At 62.6% G+C, this 22971-nt stretch carries 21 protein-coding genes; 3 read left to right on the forward strand and 18 right to left on the reverse strand.

Going from position 1 to position 22971, the window contains the following annotated elements; translation table 11 throughout:
- Positions 1–54 precede the first annotated feature (54 nt).
- Genes ntrC through dusB form a run of 3 tightly spaced genes read right to left on the reverse strand, consistent with a single transcriptional unit; the run spans position 55 to position 3609 of the window.
- Positions 55–1503, reverse strand: a complete 1449-nt coding sequence (gene ntrC, locus VF194_RS15865; RefSeq protein WP_330892162.1) for a nitrogen regulation protein NR(I) — start codon at positions 1501–1503, stop codon at positions 55–57.
- Complete coding sequence (locus VF194_RS15870) at positions 1496–2623, reverse strand: two-component system sensor histidine kinase NtrB (RefSeq protein ID WP_330892163.1); 1128 nt, start codon at positions 2621–2623, stop codon at positions 1496–1498. The genes ntrC and VF194_RS15870 overlap by 8 nt, the downstream gene beginning before the upstream one ends.
- The gene (gene dusB, locus VF194_RS15875; protein WP_330892164.1) at positions 2623–3609 is read right to left on the reverse strand and encodes a tRNA dihydrouridine synthase DusB; all 987 of its coding nucleotides are present in this window, start codon (positions 3607–3609) and stop codon (positions 2623–2625) included. Before dusB ends, VF194_RS15870 begins: the two co-directional genes overlap by 1 nt.
- A gap of 129 nt (positions 3610–3738) precedes the next feature.
- Between dusB and VF194_RS15880 the strand changes: the two genes are divergently transcribed.
- From VF194_RS15880 to VF194_RS15890, 3 genes are read left to right on the forward strand one after another with little or no spacing between them, the layout of a single operon-like run.
- The gene (locus tag VF194_RS15880) at positions 3739–4908 is read left to right on the forward strand and encodes a bifunctional 2-C-methyl-D-erythritol 4-phosphate cytidylyltransferase/2-C-methyl-D-erythritol 2,4-cyclodiphosphate synthase (RefSeq protein WP_330892165.1); all 1170 of its coding nucleotides are present in this window, start codon (positions 3739–3741) and stop codon (positions 4906–4908) included.
- Between the two features lie 4 nt (positions 4909–4912).
- On the forward strand, positions 4913–5365 hold the full coding sequence (locus tag VF194_RS15885) for a phosphatidylglycerophosphatase A (protein WP_330892166.1): 453 nt from the start codon (positions 4913–4915) through the stop codon (positions 5363–5365).
- A gap of 5 nt (positions 5366–5370) precedes the next feature.
- A complete protein-coding gene (locus VF194_RS15890; protein ID WP_330892229.1) occupies positions 5371–5883 on the forward strand; it encodes a CinA family protein in 513 nt (170 codons plus the stop codon).
- Here the strand turns inward: VF194_RS15890 and VF194_RS15895 are convergent.
- The 15 genes from VF194_RS15895 to VF194_RS15965 form a co-directional block, all read right to left on the reverse strand.
- On the reverse strand, positions 5880–7328 hold the full coding sequence (locus tag VF194_RS15895; RefSeq protein WP_330892167.1) for a malonyl-CoA decarboxylase: 1449 nt from the start codon (positions 7326–7328) through the stop codon (positions 5880–5882). The genes VF194_RS15890 and VF194_RS15895 overlap by 4 nt on opposite strands.
- Positions 7329–7355: 27 nt before the next feature.
- Positions 7356–7832 carry a type II toxin-antitoxin system RatA family toxin gene (locus VF194_RS15900; RefSeq protein ID WP_330892168.1) on the reverse strand — a complete coding sequence of 159 codons (477 nt, stop codon included), beginning with the start codon at positions 7830–7832 and terminating at the stop codon, positions 7356–7358.
- 1 nt (position 7833) lies between these two features.
- Positions 7834–8790, reverse strand: a complete 957-nt coding sequence (gene lipA / locus VF194_RS15905) for a lipoyl synthase (protein WP_330892169.1) — start codon at positions 8788–8790, stop codon at positions 7834–7836.
- Between the two features lie 120 nt (positions 8791–8910).
- The gene (gene lpdA, locus VF194_RS15910; RefSeq protein WP_330892170.1) at positions 8911–10317 is read right to left on the reverse strand and encodes a dihydrolipoyl dehydrogenase; all 1407 of its coding nucleotides are present in this window, start codon (positions 10315–10317) and stop codon (positions 8911–8913) included.
- Between the two features lie 18 nt (positions 10318–10335).
- Positions 10336–11661, reverse strand: a complete 1326-nt coding sequence (locus tag VF194_RS15915; RefSeq protein ID WP_330892171.1) for a pyruvate dehydrogenase complex dihydrolipoamide acetyltransferase — start codon at positions 11659–11661, stop codon at positions 10336–10338.
- A gap of 12 nt (positions 11662–11673) precedes the next feature.
- Positions 11674–13086, reverse strand: a complete 1413-nt coding sequence (locus VF194_RS15920; protein WP_330892172.1) for a pyruvate dehydrogenase complex E1 component subunit beta — start codon at positions 13084–13086, stop codon at positions 11674–11676.
- A 22-nt stretch (positions 13087–13108) separates the two neighbouring features.
- On the reverse strand, positions 13109–14125 hold the full coding sequence (gene pdhA, locus VF194_RS15925) for a pyruvate dehydrogenase (acetyl-transferring) E1 component subunit alpha (protein ID WP_330892173.1): 1017 nt from the start codon (positions 14123–14125) through the stop codon (positions 13109–13111).
- Between the two features lie 156 nt (positions 14126–14281).
- Entirely contained in the window at positions 14282–14593 is a 312-nt protein-coding gene (locus VF194_RS15930) for a septum formation initiator family protein (RefSeq protein WP_330892174.1), read from the reverse strand.
- A 111-nt stretch (positions 14594–14704) separates the two neighbouring features.
- Positions 14705–15091 (reverse strand): hypothetical protein, encoded by a 387-nt coding sequence (locus tag VF194_RS15935; protein WP_330892175.1) that lies wholly within the window; start codon positions 15089–15091, stop codon positions 14705–14707.
- Position 15092: 1 nt separating this feature from the next.
- Positions 15093–16373 (reverse strand): phosphopyruvate hydratase, encoded by a 1281-nt coding sequence (gene eno, locus VF194_RS15940; RefSeq protein WP_330892176.1) that lies wholly within the window; start codon positions 16371–16373, stop codon positions 15093–15095.
- Positions 16374–16503: 130 nt separating this feature from the next.
- Positions 16504–18438: a chloride channel protein gene (locus VF194_RS15945; RefSeq protein WP_330892177.1), complete on the reverse strand. Its 1935-nt coding sequence runs from the start codon at positions 18436–18438 to the stop codon at positions 16504–16506.
- Positions 18439–18721: 283 nt separating this feature from the next.
- Positions 18722–19567 (reverse strand): 3-deoxy-8-phosphooctulonate synthase, encoded by an 846-nt coding sequence (gene kdsA / locus VF194_RS15950; RefSeq protein ID WP_330892178.1) that lies wholly within the window; start codon positions 19565–19567, stop codon positions 18722–18724.
- 169 nt (positions 19568–19736) lie between these two features.
- Entirely contained in the window at positions 19737–21368 is a 1632-nt protein-coding gene (locus tag VF194_RS15955) for a CTP synthase (RefSeq protein WP_330892179.1), read from the reverse strand.
- Positions 21369–21467: 99 nt separating this feature from the next.
- A complete protein-coding gene (gene secG, locus VF194_RS15960; protein ID WP_330892180.1) occupies positions 21468–21791 on the reverse strand; it encodes a preprotein translocase subunit SecG in 324 nt (107 codons plus the stop codon).
- A gap of 151 nt (positions 21792–21942) precedes the next feature.
- On the reverse strand, positions 21943–22965 hold the full coding sequence (locus VF194_RS15965; protein ID WP_330892181.1) for a lysine-2,3-aminomutase-like protein: 1023 nt from the start codon (positions 22963–22965) through the stop codon (positions 21943–21945).
- Positions 22966–22971: the final 6 nt, after the last annotated feature.

The raw sequence follows: 22971 nt of genomic DNA on the forward strand, positions 1-22971 counted from the left end.
GACCATGGATCAATCATAGCCCAGCGGACCGGCCGAAGCACCCGTCGGGCGGGGCTACTTCAGCCCCCGGATCACCTGGATATTGTGGTCCTTAATCTTCTTCCGAAGCGTGTTGCGGTTCAGCCCCAGCATATGGGCGGCCTTGATCTGGTTGCCCCGAGTCGCCGCCAGGCTGAGCGAAATCAGCGGGATTTCCAGCTCGCGCAGCATCCGGTCATACACGCCGGGCGGCGGCAAATCGTCTCCCTGGGCAGCAAAATACTTGGTCAGGTGCCGCTCGATCGCTCCGGTCAGGGTTTCCTCCTCGCTCGGCTCGGCGGCCCGCGGCGCCTGGGGCGGCTCGGCCAACTCGTTCTCGATCACTTCAACGCCGATCACGTCGTCGGCATACAGGGCCGCCAGACGCCGTACTAAATTCTCCAGCTCGCGGACATTGCCCGGCCAGCGGTAGCGGCGCAGGCGTTCCATCGCCTCGGGCGAAACGGTCTTGAGCGGCAACCCCTGCCCGGCCGCCTGGCCGAGAAAATGCCGGACCAGATCGGGAATATCGTCACTGCGTTCGCGCAGCGGCGGCAGGCGGAGCGGAACGACATTCAAGCGATAGAACAAGTCTTCCCGGAACAATCCCTGATTTACCGCCTGGCGCAGGTCGCGGTTGGTGGCGGCGACGATACGCACATCGGTGCGGATCGGCGTGCGGCCGCCTACAGTGGTGTATTCCCCCTGCTGAAGCACGCGCAAAAGGCGGGTCTGCGCCTCGATCGGCATATCGCCGATCTCGTCGAGAAACAGAGTGCCGCCCTCAGCCTGCTCGAAACGACCGGCATAGCGATTGGCAGCGCCGGTGAAAGCGCCCTTCTCGTGGCCGAACAACTCGGACTCGATCAATTCCCGGGGAATCGCCGCCATGTTAATCGCCACAAACGGCCCGTTACGGCGCTTGCCGTAGTCGTGAAGGGCGCGCGCCACCAGTTCCTTGCCGGTGCCCGATTCGCCGTAGATCAGCACTGTCAGGTCCGTTCCCATCAGGCGGGCCATGATGCGGTAGATCTCCTGCATCGCCGGCGAACGGCCGATCAGCGGCAGCTTCTCTTCGTCGCTTCCAGCCTGTGCCGCCTCGGACGGCATTGCCTTCGGTTGGCTTAAGGCGCGTTCGACAACGCGCAGCAGCTCTTTGAGATCGAAAGGCTTCGGCAGGTAGTCATACGCGCCGCGTTCGGCCGCCTTCACGGCAGTCAACAACGTCTTCTGCGCGCTCATGACGATGATCGGCAAATCCGGGCGGATCCGCTTCATCCGCGGCAGAAGGTCGAGGCCATTCTCGTCCGGCATCACCACATCCGTGATGATCAGGTCGCCTTCGCCCTCCGACGCCCAGCGCCACAGGGTTGCTGCATTGCCAGTCGAGCGCACCTGATAGCCAACCCGCCCAAGCGCCTGATCCAGAACCGTCCGGATGGAGCGATCGTCGTCGGCAACGAGAATAGTGCCCTTGTCATTCATCGAGCTCTCCAGAATCTTCCGCCGTCGGCGTATGCACCGGCAGGCGGGCGCTAAACACGGTACGGCGCGGACGGCTGTCGCACTCGATCACGCCGCCATGATCGCCAATGATCTTGGCGACCAGTGCAAGACCCAAGCCGGAGCCGGCAACCTTGGTTGTCACAAAGGGATCAAACAGATACGGACGGATGTCCTCCGGGACACCCGGGCCGTTATCCTGCACGGAAACCTCCAGCGGCAGATGCAGCCGGTCCTTCGAACCGCGCACCGCCAGGCGCACCCCATGGCGATATGCGGTGGTCAGGACGATCTCTCCGCTCGGATCGTCGCCGATTGCTTCTGCCGCATTTTTCACCAGATTGAGGAAGACTTGCACCAACTGATCGCGGTTGCCGAAAACCGGCGGCAAGGACGGATCGTAGCGCTCGGCAAAGCGCAGGTGCTTGGCGAAACCGGCCTGCGCCACCTTGCGCACATGCTCCAGCACCTGATGGATATTGACCGGCCCGCGTTCGATCGGCCGCTTGTCCGAGAACACCTCCATCCGGTCGACCAGTGCACAGATGCGGTCAGTCTCGTCGCAGATCAGGCGGGTCAGTTCCCGATCGGCTTGCGTGGCATTCAATTCGAGCAGTTGCGCGGCGCCGCGGATGCCGCTGAGCGGGTTCTTGACTTCGTGCGCCAGGACGGCGGCCATGCCGGTGACCGAGCGGGCGGCCCCTCGATATGTCAACGCACGATCGATTTTGGCGGCCATGCTGCGTTCATCGAGACGGACAATCGCAAGATGCGGCGATTCCGGCACGGGAGAGATCTGCACATCAACCAATCGCTCGCCGAGCCGCGGCGTACCGAGATCGACGTCGTATTCGGAAACGCTGTAACGCTCGCGGAACACTTGGTTCGCCAATTGCAGGACGGGGCTGCCGAACGGTACGATATCGCGCAAATTCTGCCGGCACAGCACAGACGCGCCTGAGGCAAAGAATTGTTCCGCAGCCGGGTTGGCATAAGAGATTTCGCCATGCCGGCCGATCACCAGGATGGGATTGGGTATGGCGCCCAGCACCTGGGTTGCGTCGATTGACTGCAACTCGGCGCTCCGTTCGACCTGCACCATCAGGCGGCCGCTCTTTCCAGTTGCGGCGCATAGAAATCGCGCACGGCCAGCCGCGCCTCGTCCGGAGTCTCGATCTGCATAATGCGCGTGCGGAATTCAGCCGAGCCAGGCAGGCCCTTCGAGTACCACGCCACATGCTTGCGGGCGATCTTCAGGCCGGTCTGCACGCCGTAATGCGACAGCATGGCATCATAATGCTCCAGTACCGTCCCCTGCTGCTCAGCCAGAGGCGGGTCCGCGATGCGCCGGCCGGTCTTGAGGAATTCGATCACCTGGCGCAGGAACCACGGCCGGCCATAAGCGCCGCGGCCAATCATCACGCCATCCGCGCCGGACTGCTCCAGTGCCTCCTTCGCCTCCTCCAGCGTGGTGATGTCGCCGTTGACTATGACCGGAATGGAAACGGCTTCCTTGACCTTGCGCACGAATTTCCAGTCGGCGCGGCCGTTATACATCTGGCAGCGCGTACGGCCGTGCACCGTCAGCATGCGAATGCCTTCGCCCTCGGCGATCCGCGCCAACTCCGGCGCGTTGCGGTTCGCATCGTCCCAACCGGTCCGCATCTTTAAAGTCACCGGCAGCTTCACTGCCTTGACCGTCGCCGTCAGCAGGCTCTTGGCGTGCTCCAGGTCGCGCATGAGCGCGGAGCCGGCGTAGCCGTTGACGACCTTCTTGACCGGACAGCCCATGTTGATGTCGATGATCGCGGCCCCGCGATCCTCGTTCAGCTTGGCTGCCTCGCCCATTACACGCGGCTCACAGCCGGCCAACTGCACCGCCATCGGGGCTTCTTCCGGCACATTCTCCGCCATCTTCAGCGACTGCCGCGAAGCGCGAACCATAGCCTCGGAGGCGATCATCTCGGACACGACCAGTCCGGCGCCGCTCCGCTTCACCAGGCGACGAAACGGAAGGTCAGTCACCCCCGACATGGGGGCGAGGATGACGGGGTCTTCGATTGAGACGGGGCCGACGTTGATGCTCATTTTTTGCACAGAGTCTGGAATGCACACTTGTTGTTCAGTCTAGGAGGTTTCTTTTTGCGCTGCAATATTGATTTGCATGCCCGCCTCCCGGCCTTTGCCACTGCAGATGGCCTCGGCTAGGGTGCCGCCATGATCACCGCTGCGCTTATTGTTGCGGCCGGACGGGGAAATCGTGCCGGCGGAGAAAAACCAAAGCAATATCAAATGCTTGGTGGATCCCCCCTGCTGCGCCACAGCATCGATTTCTGCCTGGGCTACGAGGGTATAGCGCGGGTCATGGTGGTGATCCATCCCGACGACGAGGCGCATTACCGCAGCGCCATCGCCGGCCTTGAACGCGAGCCGCGGTTGCTGCCGCCTTGCCTGGGGGGTGCCGAACGGCAGGATTCCGTCCGGTCAGGGCTGGAAGCTCTGGCTGCAGATAGCCCCAATATCGTGCTCATCCATGACGCAGCCCGCCCTTTCCTCCGCCATGACCAGATCGACGCGCTGCTGGGGATGCTGAAACAGGTGTCCGGAGCAATCCTTGCCGTTCCGGTGGTCGACACGCTGAAGCGCGCCGAAGCCGGCCGCATCCGGGGCGGAGCCGACCGTCAGGGATTGTGGCGGGCGCAAACGCCGCAAGCGTTCCGTTTCCAGGAGATCCTGGCGGCGCATCGGCAGGCCGCCGGCCTGGCTTTGACGGACGATGCCGCCGTGGCAGAACATGCCGGACTGGACGTGCGCCTTGTCATGGGCAGCGAAGAGAATTTCAAAGTGACTGAAGCAAGTGATTTTGCCCGCGCGGAACGGCAGCTATTGCTGCGTCTGCCAGATATCCGCATCGGCCAGGGTTTCGATGTGCATGCCTTTGCCGACGAGCCGGGCCGCCCACTGATGCTGGCCGGCGTCGCCGTGCCGCATGAGCGCAGCCTGGCTGGCCATTCCGACGCCGATGTCGCCCTGCATGCCTTGACCGATGCAATCCTCGGGGCGCTTGGCGACGGCGATATCGGCCTGCATTTTCCGCCGAGCGATGCGCGCTGGAAGAATGCCGACTCCGCCGCTTTCCTGCGGCACGCGCTCGCCCTCGTAGCCAAGAGGAACGGCATGCTGGCTCATTGCGATGTCACCATAATCTGCGAGGCGCCAAAGATCGGCCCGCATCGCGAGGCCATGCGGGACCGCATCGCGGAGATCGCCGGCATCGGCCGTGACCGGGTCAGCATAAAAGCGACCACGACCGAGAAGCTCGGCTTCACTGGCCGGCGGGAAGGCATTGCTGCAATGGCGACCGCCACCATCCGCCTGCCGGGCTGACGCCGTGCCGGCCGTCCCTTTCCTGCTCTGCACCTGGTTCGGACTCGGCAAGTTGCGGCCGGCACCGGGCAGCTGGGGCTCGCTTGGCGCCCTGCCGTTCGCCTGGACGATTCAGTATTTCGGTGGCCTCTGGTCGCTGGCAGCGGCAACCGCCGCCATTTCCCTTGTCGCTTTATGGGCAATCGGCACTTATCTGCGCGCCCAGCCGGGCGACGATCCCGGCGAGATCGTCATCGATGAGGTCGCTGGGCAATGGCTGACGCTGCTCTTTGTACCGCCGGATTTTGTCCTTTACGCCATCGGATTTATCATCTTCCGTGTGCTTGATATCACCAAACCCTGGCCGGCCTCCTGGGCCGACCGCAGCCTGAATGGCGCGCCCGGCGTACTGGTCGATGACCTTCTGGCCGGCGCCTATGGCGCTGCGATCATGCTGGCGATTCTGCATTACTGGTGAACCAGATGGATATGGACGACACCCTGTTGCGCCTGGCCCAGAACCTGCTGGAAAAGTGCCGCGCCAAAAAGCTGATGCTGGCAACGGCTGAATCCTGCACCGGTGGATTGATCGCCGCGACACTGACCGAGATCGCCGGCTCGTCGGATGTTTTCGAACGCGGATTCGTCACCTATTCCAATGCGGCAAAATCCGCATCGCTCGGCGTACCGGCAGAGATCATCGCCGGCCATGGCGCGGTATCGGAGGAAACGGCCCGCGCCATGGCTGAAGGCTGCCTGCGCAAAAGCCAGGCCGATATCGCCATTGCGGTTACCGGCATTGCAGGCCCAGGCGGCGGCTCCGCCGAGAAGCCGGTCGGCCTCGTGCATATTGCCGTGGCCGGCCATGGCATGACCACCATGCACCAGCGCATGACCTATGGCGCGATCGGACGCAGTGCCGTGCGCGCCGCCACCGTTGAGGATGCCCTCAGCCTTGCCGGCGAAATGGTCGAGGAAATCAGCGCCAGCCGCTAAAGATCGGCAAGGCGCTTTACGTCACTCGATGCCGCGATAATGCCGTCGCGCGAGAATTTCTCGTGATTCTGATCGATCTCGTCGAGCCGATAGAGGTAATTCACCATGATTCCGGCTGACTGCTTCATCCCGTTTCTCGATCGATCTCCCAGCCAGTTCAGCCGTTGCACCGTGGCGCCGTTGCTTAAATGGAAGCGCGCCACCGGATCGCGCGGCCGCCCCCTGTCCTGCGCCGTGAGCAGGTAGCGCGCGCAAAGCCGCATCAGCACCGGCCGGAGCGCTTCGGCCAGAGCCGCATCCTCGGCCCAGGCATGGTCCTTCAGTAGACCGGGCAACATGCCTTTGGAGAAGCGCTTGCCCAAGGCCTCGCGCAATTCGTCTCGCGCCTCGGCGGGCACCAGATCGGGCGTGCCCCGGGCAACGACATCCTCCAGCCATTTGCGGAAACCGGGGATCGGCGACAAAGTCGAGAACTGCTTCAGATGCGGCAACTCGCGGCTGAGATCGTCAACCACCCGCTTGATCAGGAAATTGCCGAACGAAATGCCCCGCAGGCCCACTTGCGTATTCGAGATCGAATAGAAGATGGCTGTATCGGCCTCGCGCGGGTCCAGCACCGGCGAGGATTGATCGAGCAGATCCTGCACATTGCCGGCAATGCCTTTGACCAAGGCCACCTCGACGAAAATCAGCGGCTCGAGCGGCATGCGCGGATGGAAAAAGGCATAACAGCGCCGGTCGGCATCCAGTCGGTTGCGCAGATCGTCCCAGCTTTCGATGGCATGCACCGCCTCGTAGGCGATCAATTTTTCCAGCAGCGCCGCGGGGCTGTTCCAGGTGATGCGCTGCAACTCGAGGAAGCCGACATCGAACCAGGCGACGAATAGATCCTCGAGATCGGCATCGAGGATCGCCAGTTCCTTGTCCTCTTTCTTGAAGCGCAAGGCATCGGCGCGCAAATCGACCAGGAACTTCACACCCTGCGGCAAGCCGGTGAAATGGGTCAGCAGCCGCTGCCGTGGCGGGGTGAGCGCCAGGCGCAGCTTGCGTTCGGCTTCGTGCCGTGCCACCGGATCGCCAGCAGCCTTCACGGCTGTCATCGCCTTGTCCAGCATGGCCGGATCGGCAGCAAAGTCAGTCGCAAGCGTCTTCTGAAAAATACGCTTGCCGTCCTCCGTCAGGCTCAAATACAGCTGACCCAACGCGGCCGCCCGGGCGCGGGCCGAAACTTCGCCGCCACGCGCCTCCAGGCATTCGGTAAACAAGCCGCGTAGCCGGTCGATATCCTTCGGACCGAGTTCCTTGCGGCCCTGCCCGATATCGCGGCCGATCTGCGCCGTGCGGTCGCCGGCAATGCCGCGCCAGTTCCCCATCAGGCCACGCAGGCCGCGCTCGAGCAAAGTTCCGGAAATCGAAAGATTGGTGAAGGCGGGCAAGGCGACCACGGGGAGAACTCCCTTCAGGCTGCTGGATCACATTGCGCGTATCGTAGCACCCGGGGGTAACGATAATCCATTCTCACCGTAAAGCTGGCGCGCCCTCGCCTCGAAGGCGGCAACCATCCGGCGCACGGCTTCGTTGAACAACAGCTCAATCGTCTTTTGCAGGAGGCGCGAGCGGAATTCGAAATCGACATAGAAGTCGATCTCGCAGCCGGTCGGATGCGGCAGGAATTTCCAGTGATTCTTGAGGTATTTAAACGGGCCCTCGGTGTACTCGACGTCGATGCGCATCGCTTCGGGGTCGAGCATGACCTTCGAGGTGAACCGCTCGCGGAACATTTTGAAGCCGATAATCAGGTCGGCGATCATCAATTTGTCACTGCGTTCGCGGATACGGGCGCCGAGGCACCAGGGCAGGAATTTCGGGTAGTGCTCGACACCGGCAACCAGAGCAAAGAGCTGGTCCGGCCGGTACGGCAGCACACGCGTTTCGGCGTGGGTCGGCACGCTATTCCCCAGTGGCGGCGAGCTTGGCTTCGCGGGCAACGCGCAGCTTGATGAAGTCGTCGCCCGCATGATGCGAGGAGCGTGTCAGAGGCGATGACGAGACCATCAGAAAGCCCTTGGCGTGCGCGATCGTCTTATAGGACTCAAACTCGTCCGGTGTGACGAAGCGCTTCACTTCGGCATGCTTGCGGGTCGGCTGCAGATACTGGCCGATGGTGAGGAAATCGACATCCGCCGCACGCAGATCGTCCATCACCTGCATGATCTCGATCTTGTCTTCACCCAAGCCGACCATCAGGCCGGACTTGGTGAACATGGCCGGATCGAGTTCTTTCACCGTGGCCAGCAGCCGCAATGAGGCGAAGTAGCGCGCGCCGGGGCGGATGGTCGGATAGAGCCGCGGCACGGTCTCCAGATTGTGGTTGAAGACATCCGGCTTGGCGGCAACGACCGCTTCGATGGCACCCGGCTTGCGGATGAAATCCGGCGTCAGAATTTCAATCGTCGTCTGCGGCGAGGTTTTGCGGATTTCCTCGATAGTCTTGATGAACTGCGAAGCACCGCCGTCGGGCAGGTCGTCGCGGTCCACCGAAGTGATCACGACGTGATGCAATCCCAACTGGCCGACCGCCTCGGCGACATTGCGCGGCTCGTCCGCATCGAGCGCGCCAGGCTTACCGGTCGCGACATTGCAGAAGGCGCAGGCGCGCGTGCAAATCGCACCCAGAATCATGAAGGTGGCGTGCTTCTGTTTCCAGCATTCACCCAGATTCGGGCAGGCTGCCTCTTCGCAGACCGTATGCAACTTGAGATCGCGCATCAGCCGCCGTGTCTCCGCTGCCTCAGCCGAGGTCGGCGCCTTCACGCGAATCCAGTCCGGCTTGCGCAAAAGCGGCGTATCAGGCTTGTGCGCCTTCTCCGGGTGACGGACAGGCAACGGCTGAATATTAATCGTCACGATCTAATCCTCTGGCTTCACCCCTTGAGGTAGTGTAGCGGACTATAGCAGGAAACCCCTGCCCTCCGCACCGCTGGCCCTATCTGGATGTGACCGGGCCAGAATCCCACTTTTCCCGCGTTAATAGTTCAGCGCCTGACCGTAAGCGTCCAGGACGGATTCATGCATCATTTCGCTCAAAGTAGGATGCGGGAAGACCGAATGCATCAACTCGATTTCGGTCGTTTCTAAGGTCTTGGCGATGCCGAAACCCTGGATCATCTCGGTAACTTCCGCGCCGACCATATGGGCACCAAGCAGTTCGCCGGTCTTGGCATCAAACACCGTCTTTACCAGTCCTTCCGGCTCGCCCAGCGCGATCGCCTTGCCATTGGCGATGAACGGATAACGGCCGACCCTGACCTGATGACCCTTCGCCTTGGCCGCCGCCTCGGTGAGGCCGACGCTGGCCACCTGCGGCGTGCAGTAGGTACAGCCCGGGATATTGCTAACATTGAGCGGATGCACATCCTTGAGGCCGGCGATCTTCTCGACACAGATCACGCCTTCATGGGCCGCTTTATGCGCCAACCAGGGCGGGCCGGTCAGGTCGCCGATGGCATGGACGCCCGGCTCGGCCGTGCGGCTGTACTCGTCGACCACGACATGGGTCTTCTCGACCTTCACCTTGGTGCCTTCCAAGCCGATATTCTCGACATTGCCGACGATGCCAACCGCGAGAATAACACGCTCGACGGTGATCTCGCTTTGCTTGCCGGCTTTGTCCTTCAGCACGGCGGTTACCGTATCGGTGCCTTTCTTCAAGGCGGTCACTGTTGTACCGACATGAATTTTCATGCCCTGCTTCTCGAAGGACTTCGTGGCGAAGACGGAAATCTCTTCGTCTTCTACCGGGAGGACCCGGTCCATTACCTCGACGACGGTCACATCGGAGCCGAGCGTGCGGTAGAAGCTGGCGAACTCGATGCCGATAGCCCCCGAGCCAATCACCAACAGCGATTTGGGGATTGCCGGCGGCACCATCGCCTCACGATAGGTCCAGACCAGCTTGCCATCCGGCTCCAGCCCCGGCAGCGTACGGGCGCGGGCGCCGGTCGCCAGGATGATATGCTTGACCGTCAGATCGGCGACGGGCTTGCCATCCTTGGTGACCTTCACCTTGCCCGGGCCGTTCAGCACGCCATGACCGTCGAAGACGGCGATCTTGTGCTTCTTCATGAGGAATTTGACGCCGTTGGACAACTGAGCGGCGACCTTGCGCGAACGCTCGATGATCTTGGGTCCGTTGATCGTCACTTTGCCTTCGATAGTGAAACCGAAGGCTTCGGCATGTTTGATGTTGCTATAGATCTCGGCCGAACGCAGCAAAGCTTTGGTCGGGATGCATCCCCAGTTCAGGCAGATGCCGCCGAGATTCTCGCGCTCGATGATGGCGGTCTTCATCCCGAGCTGCGAGGCGCGGATCGCCGTAGTATAGCCGCCTGGGCCGCTGCCGATGACGACGACGTCGAAGCTGGTCTCACTCATGGCGCTTCTCCCGTCCACTCACAGCAGCATGGTCAAGGGATCGTCGACATAGCCCTTGAAGGCCTGCAGGAACTCGGCGCCGACCGCGCCGTCGACGACGCGATGATCGACTGACAATGTACATGTCATAAGGGTGGCAGGCACAATTTGGCCATTCTTCACCACCGGGCGCTGTTCGCCCATGCCGACGGCGAGAATGCAGCCTTGCGGCGGGTTGATCACCGCCTCAAACTGCTTCACGCCGAACATGCCGAGATTGGACACCGAGAAGGTGCCGCCCTGGAATTCATCCGGCTTCAGCTTGCCGTCGCGAGCCCGCGCCGCGAGATCCTTCATCTCGCTGGCGATCTGCGTGAGTCTCTTCTGCTCGGCCTGCTTGACGATCGGAGTGATCAGGCCGTTCGGCGTCGCCACGGCGACCGAGATATCGGCATGCTCGTAGAACATCAAGCCGCTCTCGTCATAGCTGGCATTGGCTGCCGGCACCTTTTTCAGGGCCAGCGCCACCGCGCGAATCACGAAGTCGTTGACACTGATCTTCACCTCGGATTTCTCGTTCAGCCGCTTGCGCAGGGCCAACAGCTCGTCGATCTCGGTGTCGATGGTAAGATAGAAATGCGGCACCGTCTGCTTGGATTCGGTAAGCCGACGGGCGATGGTCCGGCGCGTGCCGCTGAGCGGCTCGAGCCGGTAGGACATCTTGAGCAAATCGGCAAGCTGTCGTGCGCCCGGACCGGCGGGCGCTGGAGTTGCCGGCTTTGCCCCGGCGGTGGCGGCAGCACCTTTGGGCGCCTTCTCGATATCGGCCTTGACGATGCGGCCATGCGGTCCGCTGCCCTGCACGTTACGCAGATCTACGCCGGCTTGCGCCGCCATGCGCCGCGCCAGGGGCGAGGCGAATATCCGTCCGCCGTCATGTTTCGGTACGGGTACGGGTGCAGGCGCGGCAGCCTGGGGCGCCGCGGCAGGGGCCGGTACCGGGGTCGATGACGGCGCAGGAGCAGCTGCCGGCTTCGCTTGCGGCGCTTTCTCGGCTTGCGGCGCAGGCTTGGGTGCCGCGCCAGTCTTGATATCGGCCGCCTTGATATCGGCCGCGCTTTCGCCCTCTTCCAGCAGCACGGCGATCGGGGTGTTCACCGCCACGCCCTCGCTGCCCTCGGCAACCAGGATCTTGCCGAGCTTGCCCTCATCGACGGCTTCGAATTCCATCGTCGCCTTGTCGGTCTCGATCTCGGCGATGATGTCGCCCGCCTTGATCTCGTCGCCTTCCTTCTTATGCCACTTCGCCAGCTTGCCTTCCGTCATGGTCGGCGACAGGGCGGGCATCAGAATTTCGATAGTCATGCCGCCCTCCTCTCAGCGATAGCAGACGGCTTTGGCCGCCTGAACGATGTCATCGACGGTAGGCAGGGCCATCTTCTCCAGGTTGGCTGCATAGGGCATCGGCACATCCTTGCCCGATACGCGCGTCACCGGCGCATCGAGATAATCGAAGGCCAGTTCCATGATGGAGGCGGAAATTTCGGCACCGACGCCAGACTGCGGGAAGCCCTCTTCCACGGTCACCAGCCGGTTAGTCTTCTGCACCGATTTGACGATGGTTTCCTTGTCCATCGGACGGATGGTACGCAGATCGATCACCTCGGCCTCAATGCCCTCGGCGGCCAGCTTTTCGGCGGCCGCCAGGGAATGACCGACCGCGATGGAATAGGCCACCAGGGTGACATCCTTGCCCGGCCGGGCGATGCGCGCCTTGCCGATCGGAATGACGTAATCATCCAGCTTCGGTACCTCGAAGCTGCGGCCGTACAGAATCTCGTTCTCGAGGAAGATCACCGGATTGGGATCGCGGATCGCCGCCTTGATCAGTCCCTTGGCGTCAGCAGCGGAATACGGCGCCACCACCTTGAGCCCGGGGATATGCGAATACCAGGCGGCATAATCCTGGCTGTGCTGGGCCGCGACGCGCGCGGCCGCGCCGTTCGGGCCGCGGAACACGATATGGCAGCCCATCTGGCCACCCGACATATACAGCGTCTTGGCCGCCGAATTGACGATCTGGTCGATCGCCTGCATCGAGAAATTGAAGGTCATGAATTCGACGATCGGCTTCAGGCCGCCGAAGGCGGCGCCGACACCAAGACCGGCAAAACCTTGCTCGGTGATCGGCGTGTCGATCACGCGATCGGGGCCGAATTCCTCCAGCATGCCCTGGCTGATCTTATAGGCACCCTGATACTGCGCAACTTCCTCGCCCATCAGGAAGACGGCCGGATCGCGGCGCATCTCTTCCGACATGCCCTCGCGGATCGCCTCGCGCACCGTCATGGTGACGAATTGCGTACCGGCGGGAATTTCCGGGTCTGCGGCAAGCTGCGGCGCAGGCGTCGGCGCTGCAGTCACCGCAGATTCGCCCGGCTTGGTCGCCTCAGCCGGCTTGTTGTCGCTGGCCGGAGCCGCCGAAGCCGGTGCTGGCGCCGGAGCAGGCTGCGCCGCCGGCTTCGCCGGTGCGGCGCCAGGCTTCTCGTCCTCACCGCGCAGCACAGCGATCGGTGCATTGACGGCAACTCCCTCGGTGCCTTCCGGGACGATGATCTTGTCCAGCACGCCTTCGTCGACGGCTTCGAATTCCATCGTCGCCTTGTCGGTCTCGATCTCGGCGATGATGTCGCCCGCCTTGATCTCGTCGCCTTCCTTCTTGAGCCACTTCGCCAGCTTGCCCTCGGTCATCGTCGGCGACAGCGCAGGCATCAAAATCTCGATTGCCATGATTGTAGTCCTCCCTGCCCGCTTATGCTTCGACGTAGACGTCGGTCCACAGTTCCGACGGATCGGGCTCGGGACTTTGCTGGGCGAAATCGGCAGCCTGCTGGATGATGTCCTTTACTTCCTTGTCGATCGCCTTCAACGCATCTTCATCGGCAAGCTTGTTGTTGAGCAGCGTGCTACGCACCTGATCGATCGGATCATGCTCGGCGCGCATCTTGGTCACTTCATCCTTGCTGCGGTATTTTGCCGGGTCGGACATGGAATGGCCGCGGTAACGATAGGTCATCATCTCGAGAATGATCGGCCCCTTGCCGGCGCGGCACCAGGCCACGGCCTCATCGCCCGCCTCCTTCACCGCCAGCACGTTCATGCCATCGACCTGACGGCCGGGAATACCGAAGCTCTCGCCGCGCTTATAGAGCGCCGGTTGCGCGGAAGCGCGCGCCACCGAGGTGCCCATGGCATATTGGTTGTTCTCGATCACGTAGATGACCGGCAGTTTCCAGAGCTCGGCCATGTTGAAACTTTCGTAGACCTGCCCCTGGTTGGCCGAACCGTCGCCGAAGTAGCAGAAGGTCACGTTATCGTTCTTCTTGTATTTCTGGGCGAAGGCCAGGCCGGTGCCGATCGGCACCTGGGCGCCGACGATGCCATGGCCGCCGTAGAAATGCTTCTCGCGGCTGAACATGTGCATCGAGCCGCCCTTGCCCTTGGAATAGCCGCCGATGCGGCCGGTCAGCTCGGCCATCACGCCTTTAGGGTCCATGCCGGTCGCCAGCATGTGGCCGTGATCGCGATAGGAGGTAATGACGGCATCGCCCAGCTTGGCGCAGGCCTGCAGGCCGACCACGACGGCTTCCTGGCCGATATAGAGGTGACAGAAGCCGCCGATCAGCCCCATGCCGTAGAGTTGCCCCGCCTTCTCCTCGAAGCGGCGGATCAGCAGCATGTCGCGGTAATATTGGAGCAGTTGCTCGACCGGCGGCAATTTGCCGCCCTTCTTACCGCCTGCATCTCCGGCTTTGGCTGCTTTTGCCATGCATTCCTCCCGATCAGCTTGACCTTAGGGCACTGTCGAATGACGTGACCGACCGGGGCGGGAAGATGGCGCCTAACTCAAGTTAAAACAAGGGTTTTTCCTAGATTAACTCGATTTGAGTTAATTGACGCAATTCCGTTTCTCGCCAACCCCGGCTCAGCGTCCGAGAATTACCAGATCGCCGTCCTTGACCATACCGAGCACCCGGCGCGACTGCTCTTCGAGCATGTCGGCATCCAGGCCGTCGGCACGCAGAAGCTCGACCCGACGCTCAAGGATTTTGCGCTCGGCAGTCACTTCGGCCAGGGCGGCTTTGGTTTCCTGGATCTGCATGGTCAGCCGGGTATAGGCATTGATGCCGTGCTCTCCCTCCACCGCGTGATAACAGAAATAGGCAATCGCGGCGAAACAGATCACCGGCACGATGGCGGACAACGAATGGCGACGGATCTCGCGTAGAGCACTCATGGACCGAATCGAATCACATCCGAGTCGCCGGGTCAACGCGAATCGTTGCAGAAGCTCCGATTCAGCCCGCAGAGTCAAAGAATTAGATGATTAAGTCAGATCCCAGGCCGGTCACCGGCACTTCACCAGCCGCCGGTCTGCTTCAATCGATTCATCGAAGGCCGTCAGATTGGTGGCGGAAAGGTCGAGCACGAAAAGCATGACCTCATGGTCCGGCTCGGCATTGTCGACCAGGATGATGCGGTCGCGATTGACGCGGTAGCGCCCCTCGCGCGGATCGCCCTCATCCAATGTCGAACGGAACCCGCCCTCCGCGGTGAATTCCAGCACCTCGCCCCTGCCGCAGCCAGCCTGACCTTCGCTCCAGCGGCCAACAAGGCTGGCTGGCGCCACCGCCACGGTTTGCGCCACCGAAGGGACGGCCGGCACGGCTGAGCCGCCCAGCAGCAGCGCAGCCAGGCCGGTTATGAGAGTCCGCGGCCGCACCCCCAGCGCCATCTCAGCGTCGCTTCAGCGCCGCAAGGCCAGGATACTTGGCGGCGAGATCGAGCTCCTGCTCGATGCGGATGAGCTGGTTGTACTTTGCCAGCCGGTCCGAGCGCGCCAGCGAGCCGGTCTTGATCTGGCCGCAATTGGAGGCCACCGCCAGATCGGCGATCGTGCTGTCCTCGGTCTCACCCGAGCGATGCGACATCACCGCGCGATAGCCGTTTTTATGCGCAAGCTCGACCGCTTCCAGCGTCTCCGAGAGCGTCCCGATCTGGTTCACCTTCACCAGAATCGCATTGCCGACGCCCTTTTCGATACCCTGGGCCAGCCGTTTCGGGTTGGTAACGAACAGGTCGTCACCGACGAGCTGCACGCGGCCGCCGATCGCTTCGGTCAGCAACTTCCAGCCATTCCAGTCGTCTTCGGCCATGCCGTCTTCGATGGAGACGATGGGATAATCGCCGACGAGCTTCTGCCAGTATTGCGCCATGCCGGCGGCATCCAGCGTCAACCCCTCGCCTTCCAGGTGATACTTGCCGTCCTTGAAGAATTCCGTGCTGGCGGCATCCAGCGCGATCATCACATCTTCGCCGGCCTTATAGCCTGCCGCCTCGATCGCCTGCATGATGAAGTCGAGCGCGCCGCGGGTGCTCGGCAGGTTCGGGGCAAAGCCGCCTTCGTCGCCGACATTGGTGTTATGGCCGGCATCCTTCAGCTTCTTCTTCAGCGTATGGAAGACTTCGGCGCCCATGCGGATGGCATCGGCGCAGGTCTTGGCCGAGACCGGCATGATCATGAATTCCTGCACGTCGATGGGATTATCGGCATGAGCGCCGCCATTGACGATGTTCATCATCGGCACCGGCAGGACATGCGCTGCCGCCCCGCCGACATAGCGATAGAGCGGCAGGTCGGCCTCCTGCGCCGCCGCCTTGGCCACGGCAAGGCTGACGCCAAGGATCGCATTCGCCCCGAGGCGGGCCTTGTTCGGCGTGCCGTCGAGATCGATCATCGTGCGGTCGATCTTGAGCTGCTCGCTCGCTTCGAAGCCTGAGATGGCGTCGAAAATCTCCGTGTTGACGGCATCCACCGCCTTCCGAACGCCCTTGCCGAGATAGCGGCCCTTGTCGCCGTCACGCAGTTCGACCGCCTCATGGGCGCCGGTCGAAGCCCCCGACGGCACGGCGGCGCGGCCGAAGGCACCGGATTCGAGATGGACGTCGACCTCTACGGTCGGATTGCCGCGTGAATCGAGAATTTCCCGCGCCAGGATGTCGCGAATGCCGCTCATACCGGAAGCCCTTCTGGATGCAGACAAAGGAGGAAAAGACCGGCGAAGGGATAGCCCGGCAGAGCCTTTCCGGCAAGGCCCGGATCGTGGCAAGTCGAGGGCCAGAGTGGAAAATCTGCGCGGATCCGCTCTATTCCCGGTAACCGACCTCTTCGCGCCGCATCCGCTCGGTCTCGGCGAAATAGCGCCGATGCACATCCGCCTCATGCACGCAGCCGAGCAGCCTGGGCCGCTCGCCGCCGGAAACCACAGCGACGGTTTCGAAATCGGTGCGATCGAATATCTCCACCGCCGTACTGAGACGGTCCGTCGGACGCACCGTCAGCGGCTGCGGCCGCATCAGTTCCGCAATCTTGCGATCACCTGCCCCCTCGATGATTGCTGCATTGGTGTCGTTAACGTCGATGACGCCCAGGAAGACGCCATCGTCATCGACGACAAAGGCGACCGTCTTGCGACCGAACAGGAAGAGGCTGGCCAATGTCGCCATGTCCAGCGTCGGCGGCACTTTCATCACGTCGCGGTCAAGGATTTCGCGCACCTGCAGCTCGTAAAGCCGGCCGACATCCTGCGCTCCGCGCAGTTCGATGCCCTTAAGATGGAACCGCCACGTCGCAAACGAGTAGCCGAACCAGCGCCTCGTCACCAAGGCCGCGACCACCACGCCGATGGCGGCCACCATGGTGACGGCATATTCCTGGGTGGTCTCGAAGATCAGCAGAATCATGGTGATGGGTGCGCCGACGATCGAGGCGGCCACCGTTCCCATGCCTATCAGGGCGTAGACCAGCGCGCTGGGGCTGAGCGCCGGGATCAGGCTGCTGAGTACCGTGCCGACTGCCGCGCCATAAAGGCTGCCGAGGAACAGCGAGGCGCTGAACAGGCCGCCGGTGAAGCCGCTGCCGATACTGACGGCGGAAGCGAAGCTTTTCGCCAGCACCAGACCGGCCAACACCATGAGCGGCAAGCCCTGATGCAGCACTTCCTCGATGCCGCCATGACCGCTGCCGAGCACATAAGGGAATTCCGTCGCCACCAGTCCCAGCAGTAGCCCGCCAATGGCTGGCCGCAGCCAGTCCGGCGCCTTGGCCCGGCGGTAAGCTGCGTCGATCATGGTGGCGAGCCGCATCGCCGCCACCCCCAGGGCGGCAGCCCCGACCCCGATCACTGCCGAGAGCACATAGTCGCTGCCGGATACCGTCGGCTGGCTCGCCAGATAGAAGATCGGCTCGTTGCCCAACACCGATTGCGAGACCAGCATGCCAGCAATGGCCGCGATGGCGACCGGCGCCAGGGCGGTCACCACATAATTGCCCAGCACCAGTTCCAACGCATAGAAAACGCCGGCAAGCGGGGCATTGAAGGCCGCGCTGATCGCCGCCGCGGCACCGCAAGCAACCATGATGCGCAATTGGTGCCGGGACAACTGCAGCCGCCGGCCGGTCCAACTGAACAGGGCGGCGCCAAACTGGGTGATCGCCGCCTCGATGCCGACCGAGCCGCCGCTGCCGATCGAAAGCAGCGTCTTGCCGACGATGACGAGGCTGCCGGTCAGCGACATGCGACCGCCATGCAGCGCATTGGCCTCGATAGCGTCGACGATCTCACGATTTGAGAACCGTTTGTACAGATAGCCGGCAACACCGAGCAGCAGGCCGCCGACCACCGGCACCAGCACGATGCGCCAGGGATTCTCGGCTGCAACCTGCATCCACTGCCGCTCGATGGAAAAGCCGAAAGCCACATGATGAATCGTGGATATCAACTGCCGCAGAGCGGTGACCGTACTGCCGACCAGCATCCCGAGTACGACGGCGGGCAGCAGCAGGAACAATTCCTCGCCTCGGATCAGGCGACGCAGGAAGCGGACCCTGGCCTCGATCCAGTTGGCAACAACGACCTGCTTGGCCTTGTACCAGGCCCAACCGCTGCTGATGCGGCCAAGCCGCTCCGGCTCCTTCGGCGCGGCCCGGTCCGGCTCGGCCTTCTCAGCCGCGCGGTCCTCCGCCGTGCCGGGCGAAGCGCCTTTCGCGAAGACCGAACCAAGAGAAAAACGCATGTTCATCAGCAGACGCCAGACCGGGTTACGCTGGGGCACCGCTGGGGCCGACTAAACGGCCCCGACCGGGCGCAGGTTAGGGGCAAACCATACGCTGAATCATGGCAATAGCATTATGCAATTATGTCGTGGAAGCGGCAGGCCCACCGCTCAGGCCGCAAACGGGCCTTGCCACACTGTGATCACGCTGGATTGAAGGCCGGGGCGGGCGCCACTCTGTCTCATGGGCCGGGAAAGCCCGCAGCGACACCCCCTCTCAAAGGGAGGGCTGGATCGAAGGCAGGTTATATCAATGCCCGCTCTTCGCCAGATGGTCGAATTCCAGCAACTGCTCAAGCACGCCTTCCATCTGATCGAATGGCACCATATTGGGGCCATCGGACGGTGCGGAATCCGGGTCCTTGTGCGTCTCCATGAACACAGCGGCGACGCCTATCGCCACCGCGCCCCGGGCCAGCACCTTGACGAAGCGGCGGTCGCCGCCCGAGCTGGCCCCCTTCCCGCCCGGCTGCTGCACCGAATGGGTGGCGTCGAACACCACCGGGCAGCCGGTCTCGGCCATGATCGGCAGCGCACGCATGTCGTTGACCAGGGTGTTGTAGCCGAAGGACACACCGCGCTCGCACAACATCACGTTCGGATTGCCGACATAGTCGAACTTCTCGACCACGTTCTTCATATCCCAGGGCGCCAGGAACTGACCCTTCTTCACGTTCACTGGCTTGCCGGTCTGAGCGGCCGCCACCAGCAGGTCAGTCTGGCGGCAGAGAAAAGCCGGAATCTGCAGCAGATCGACATGTTCGGCGACGATGCGGCATTGCTCCTCGGTATGCACATCGGTGATCACGGGGACGCGAATCTGTTCGCGGATCGCGTCGAACACCGGCAGCGCATTCTCCAGGCCGAAGCCGCGGTTGCTGCGAATCGAGGTACGGTTGGCCTTGTCGAACGAGGTCTTGTAGATGAAGTTGACGCCCAGCTTTTCGGTCAACTCATGCAGCGAACCTGCCATGTCCAGCGCATGCTCGCGGCTTTCCATGGCGCAGGGGCCGGCGATGATGGTCAGCGGCAGATCGTTGCCGATCTCGAATTCGGCGACTTTGACATGGCGGATCGGGTTTTGAGCCTCGCTCATACTGCACTTCTCCTGGTCAGGCGCCCCTGACCTCTTACCCTACAATGTCATGGCCGGACTTGTCCCGGCCATCTACGTCTTATTCCGGCTGGGTTACGAAAACGTGGATGCCCGGGTGGAGCCCCGGGCATGGCGATACATAAGGCAGACTGCGGCCCTTTTTCAGCCCCTAGACCAGCCGCGACTGATCCAGCGCAGCCTTCACGAAACTGGCGAACAGAGGGTGCGGCTCGAAGGGCTTGGACTTCAGCTCAGGGTGATATTGCACGCCGATGAACCAGGGATGATCCGGCAGTTCGACGATCTCTGGCAAGAGGCCGTCCGGTGACATGCCGGAAAACACCAAGCCGCATTTCTCAAGCTGCTCGCGATAGCGGGCATTGACCTCATAGCGGTGGCGGTGGCGCTCGGAGATCGTCGTGCAGCCGTAGATTTCGGCGACCCGGCTTGCCGGCTTGAGCATGGCCTCATAGGCGCCGAGCCGCATAGTGCCGCCGAGATCGCCGGCCGCCGAGCGCTTCTCCAGCTCGTTACCGCGCATCCATTCGGTCATCATGCCGACGAGCGGCTCATCCGTCGGGCCGAATTCGGTGCTGCTGGCCTTCTTGATGCCGGCCTTGCTGCGGGCGTATTCGATCACCGCCATCTGCATGCCGAAACAGATGCCGAAATACGGGATCTGCCGCTCGCGGGCGAAGGTCACCGCCCGGATCTTGCCTTCCGAGCCGCGCTCACCGAAGCCGCCAGGCACCAGGATGGCATTGACGCCGTCCAGCGCGCGCAGGGCTGTCTCGTCCTTCTCGAATATCTCGGCTTCGATCCATTCGATGTTGACACGCGCATTGTTGGCGATGCCGCCATGCACCAGCGCCTCGGCCAGCGACTTGTAAGCGTCCTTCAGGCCCGTGTACTTGCCGACGATTGCGATCTTCACCGCACTCTCCGGCGCCACAACGCGCTGCACGATATTCTTCCAGGCGTCCAGATTCGGCTCGGCGCCAGCCTCAAGATGGAAGGCCCGCAATACCTGCACGTCCAGACCAGCCTCGTGATAGGAGAGCGGCGCCGCATAGATGGTGCTCACGTCCAATGCTGGAATCACCGCCTCTTCCCGGACATTGCAGAACAAGGCCATCTTCTTGCGGTCGCCCAGCGGAATCTCGCGGTCGGCGCGGCAGAGCAGGATATCGGGCTGGATACCGATCGAGCGCAGTTCCTTGACCGAATGCTGGGTCGGCTTGGTCTTCAATTCGCCGGAAGCCGCGATATAAGGCACCAGCGTCACATGGATGTAGATCGCCCGGTCGCGCCCCACCTGCAGGCCGAATTGGCGAATCGCCTCGAGGAACGGCAAGCTTTCGATATCGCCAACCGTGCCGCCGACTTCCACCAGCATGAAATCGACGCCCTCGTTCTCGGCGGCGATGAAATCCTTGATCGCGTCGGTGATATGCGGGATCACCTGGACGGTGCCGCCCAGATAATCGCCGCGGCGTTCCTTGGCGATGACGGTCTGATAGATGCGGCCGGTGGTGATGTTGTCGCTCTTGCGCCCGGGAACGCCGGTGAAGCGCTCGTAGTGGCCCAGATCGAGATCGGTTTCGGCGCCGTCGTCAGTGACGAAAACCTCGCCATGCTGATACGGGCTCATGGTGCCCGGATCTACGTTGATATAGGGGTCGAGCTTGCGCAGCCGCACCGTGTAGCCGCGCGCCTGCAGAAGCGCGCCCAAAGCCGCCGATGCGAGACCTTTTCCAAGAGAGGAGACCACGCCGCCGGTTATGAAGATGTACCGCGTCATGGGCTTCCTGTTTAACTGATTCATCCGACACAAAAAAGGGCTTTGCGCGCCGCGGCGCGCGATTTCACAACACCGAAATTTTTAAGACGTTCCCGTAACTTACTTCGACAGCGGCACGCTCGGCTGCGCCGGCTCGGCGGGCTGCGCCGGCGGCGCGGGTGCCTGACTGCCGGTCGGCAGATCGAGAATCGAGCGCGGCGCGGAGTGGCTGCCCGACAGCAATGCCAATGCGATACTGGTGCCGATGAAGAGGGTGGCCAGGATGGCCGTGGTGCGGGTCAGCAGATTTGCCTGGCCGCGCGCGGTCATGAAGCCCGAACCGCCGCCGATACCGAGGGCACCGCCTTCCGAGCGCTGCATCAGGATCACCCCGATCATCGCCAGCGCGAGCAGGATATGGACCACGAGCAGGAAGGTCATCATCGGTTCAGTCTCCGGCAAAGTCGGGGGGCTTTTACACCCTGGAGCCGGATATGGAAAGCCCCTGATCGGGCATCGAGGCCGGCTCTTCACCGCCCGGTGACGGCGAAAATTACCCAGTTTCTCCAGCGCATCGGTGGCGAGCCCGCCTCGCCTAGTCCGCGGCCGGATCAGCGTAATGATGCATGCCGCCCCATGGATCGCTGACCTCCCAGCTTTCGCCATCGGCGGCCGGTTCGGCATAAACCGGCCCGACCGGCACTTTCCCATGCCCGCCGGGGATGTCGAGGATGTAGGTCGGCTGCAGCAGGCCCGAGTAGTGGCCGCGCAGGCGGCGCATCAGGGCCTGGCCCTGCTCCAGGCTGACGCGGAAATGGCTGGTGCCGCGGGCGAGGTCGCCATGATGCAGGTAATGCGGCTTGATGCGGTTGGCGATCATGGCCTTGAACAGGTCGGCCAGAGCCGCCGGGCTGTCGTTCACCCCTTTGAGCAGAACCGACTGGCCCAGCATGGGGATGCCGGCATCGACCAGCCGGGCGATGGCGGCCCGGGCCTCGGGAACGAATTCCCGGGCGTGATTGGCGTGTAGCAGCAGCCAGACGGTCTTGGTGGAAGCCTTCAGGGCCGCGACAAGCTCGGAGGAAATGCGCTCCGGATCGACAACGGGAACGCGCGAATGTATCCGGATTACAACAACATGCGAAATAGAATTAAGGCGATCGATCACCTGAGCCAGCCGCCGCGGGGAGGCGATCAGCGGATCGCCGCCGGTCAGGATCACCTCCCATATCGCCGGGTGCTCAGCGATATAACCGATAGCGGCATCGAGCTGCGCGGCGTTCAAACCCTTGGCGCCAGGCCCCACCATCTCGCGGCGGAAGCAGAAGCGGCAATAGACCGGGCAGACATTGACCAGCTTGAGCAGCACCCGGTCCGGATAGCGATGCACGATCCCCGGAACGGGGCTATGGGCATCGTCACCGATCGGATCCGGCCTTTCATGCTCATGCGTCACCAGTTCAGCGGCATCCGGCAGGAACTGGCGCGCTATCGGATCCTTCGGGTCGGACGGATCGATCTGCGCCTGCAGATGTGGCGTCACCGACACGGCAAAGGTTTCGGCGACCCGCTTCAAGGCGGCCAGATCACCTTCCTTATCCCGCTGCTCGATGCCCATTCAGAG

The organism is Ferrovibrio sp. (genome assembly GCF_036381655.1).
Lineage (GTDB): Bacteria > Pseudomonadota > Alphaproteobacteria > Ferrovibrionales > Ferrovibrionaceae > Ferrovibrio.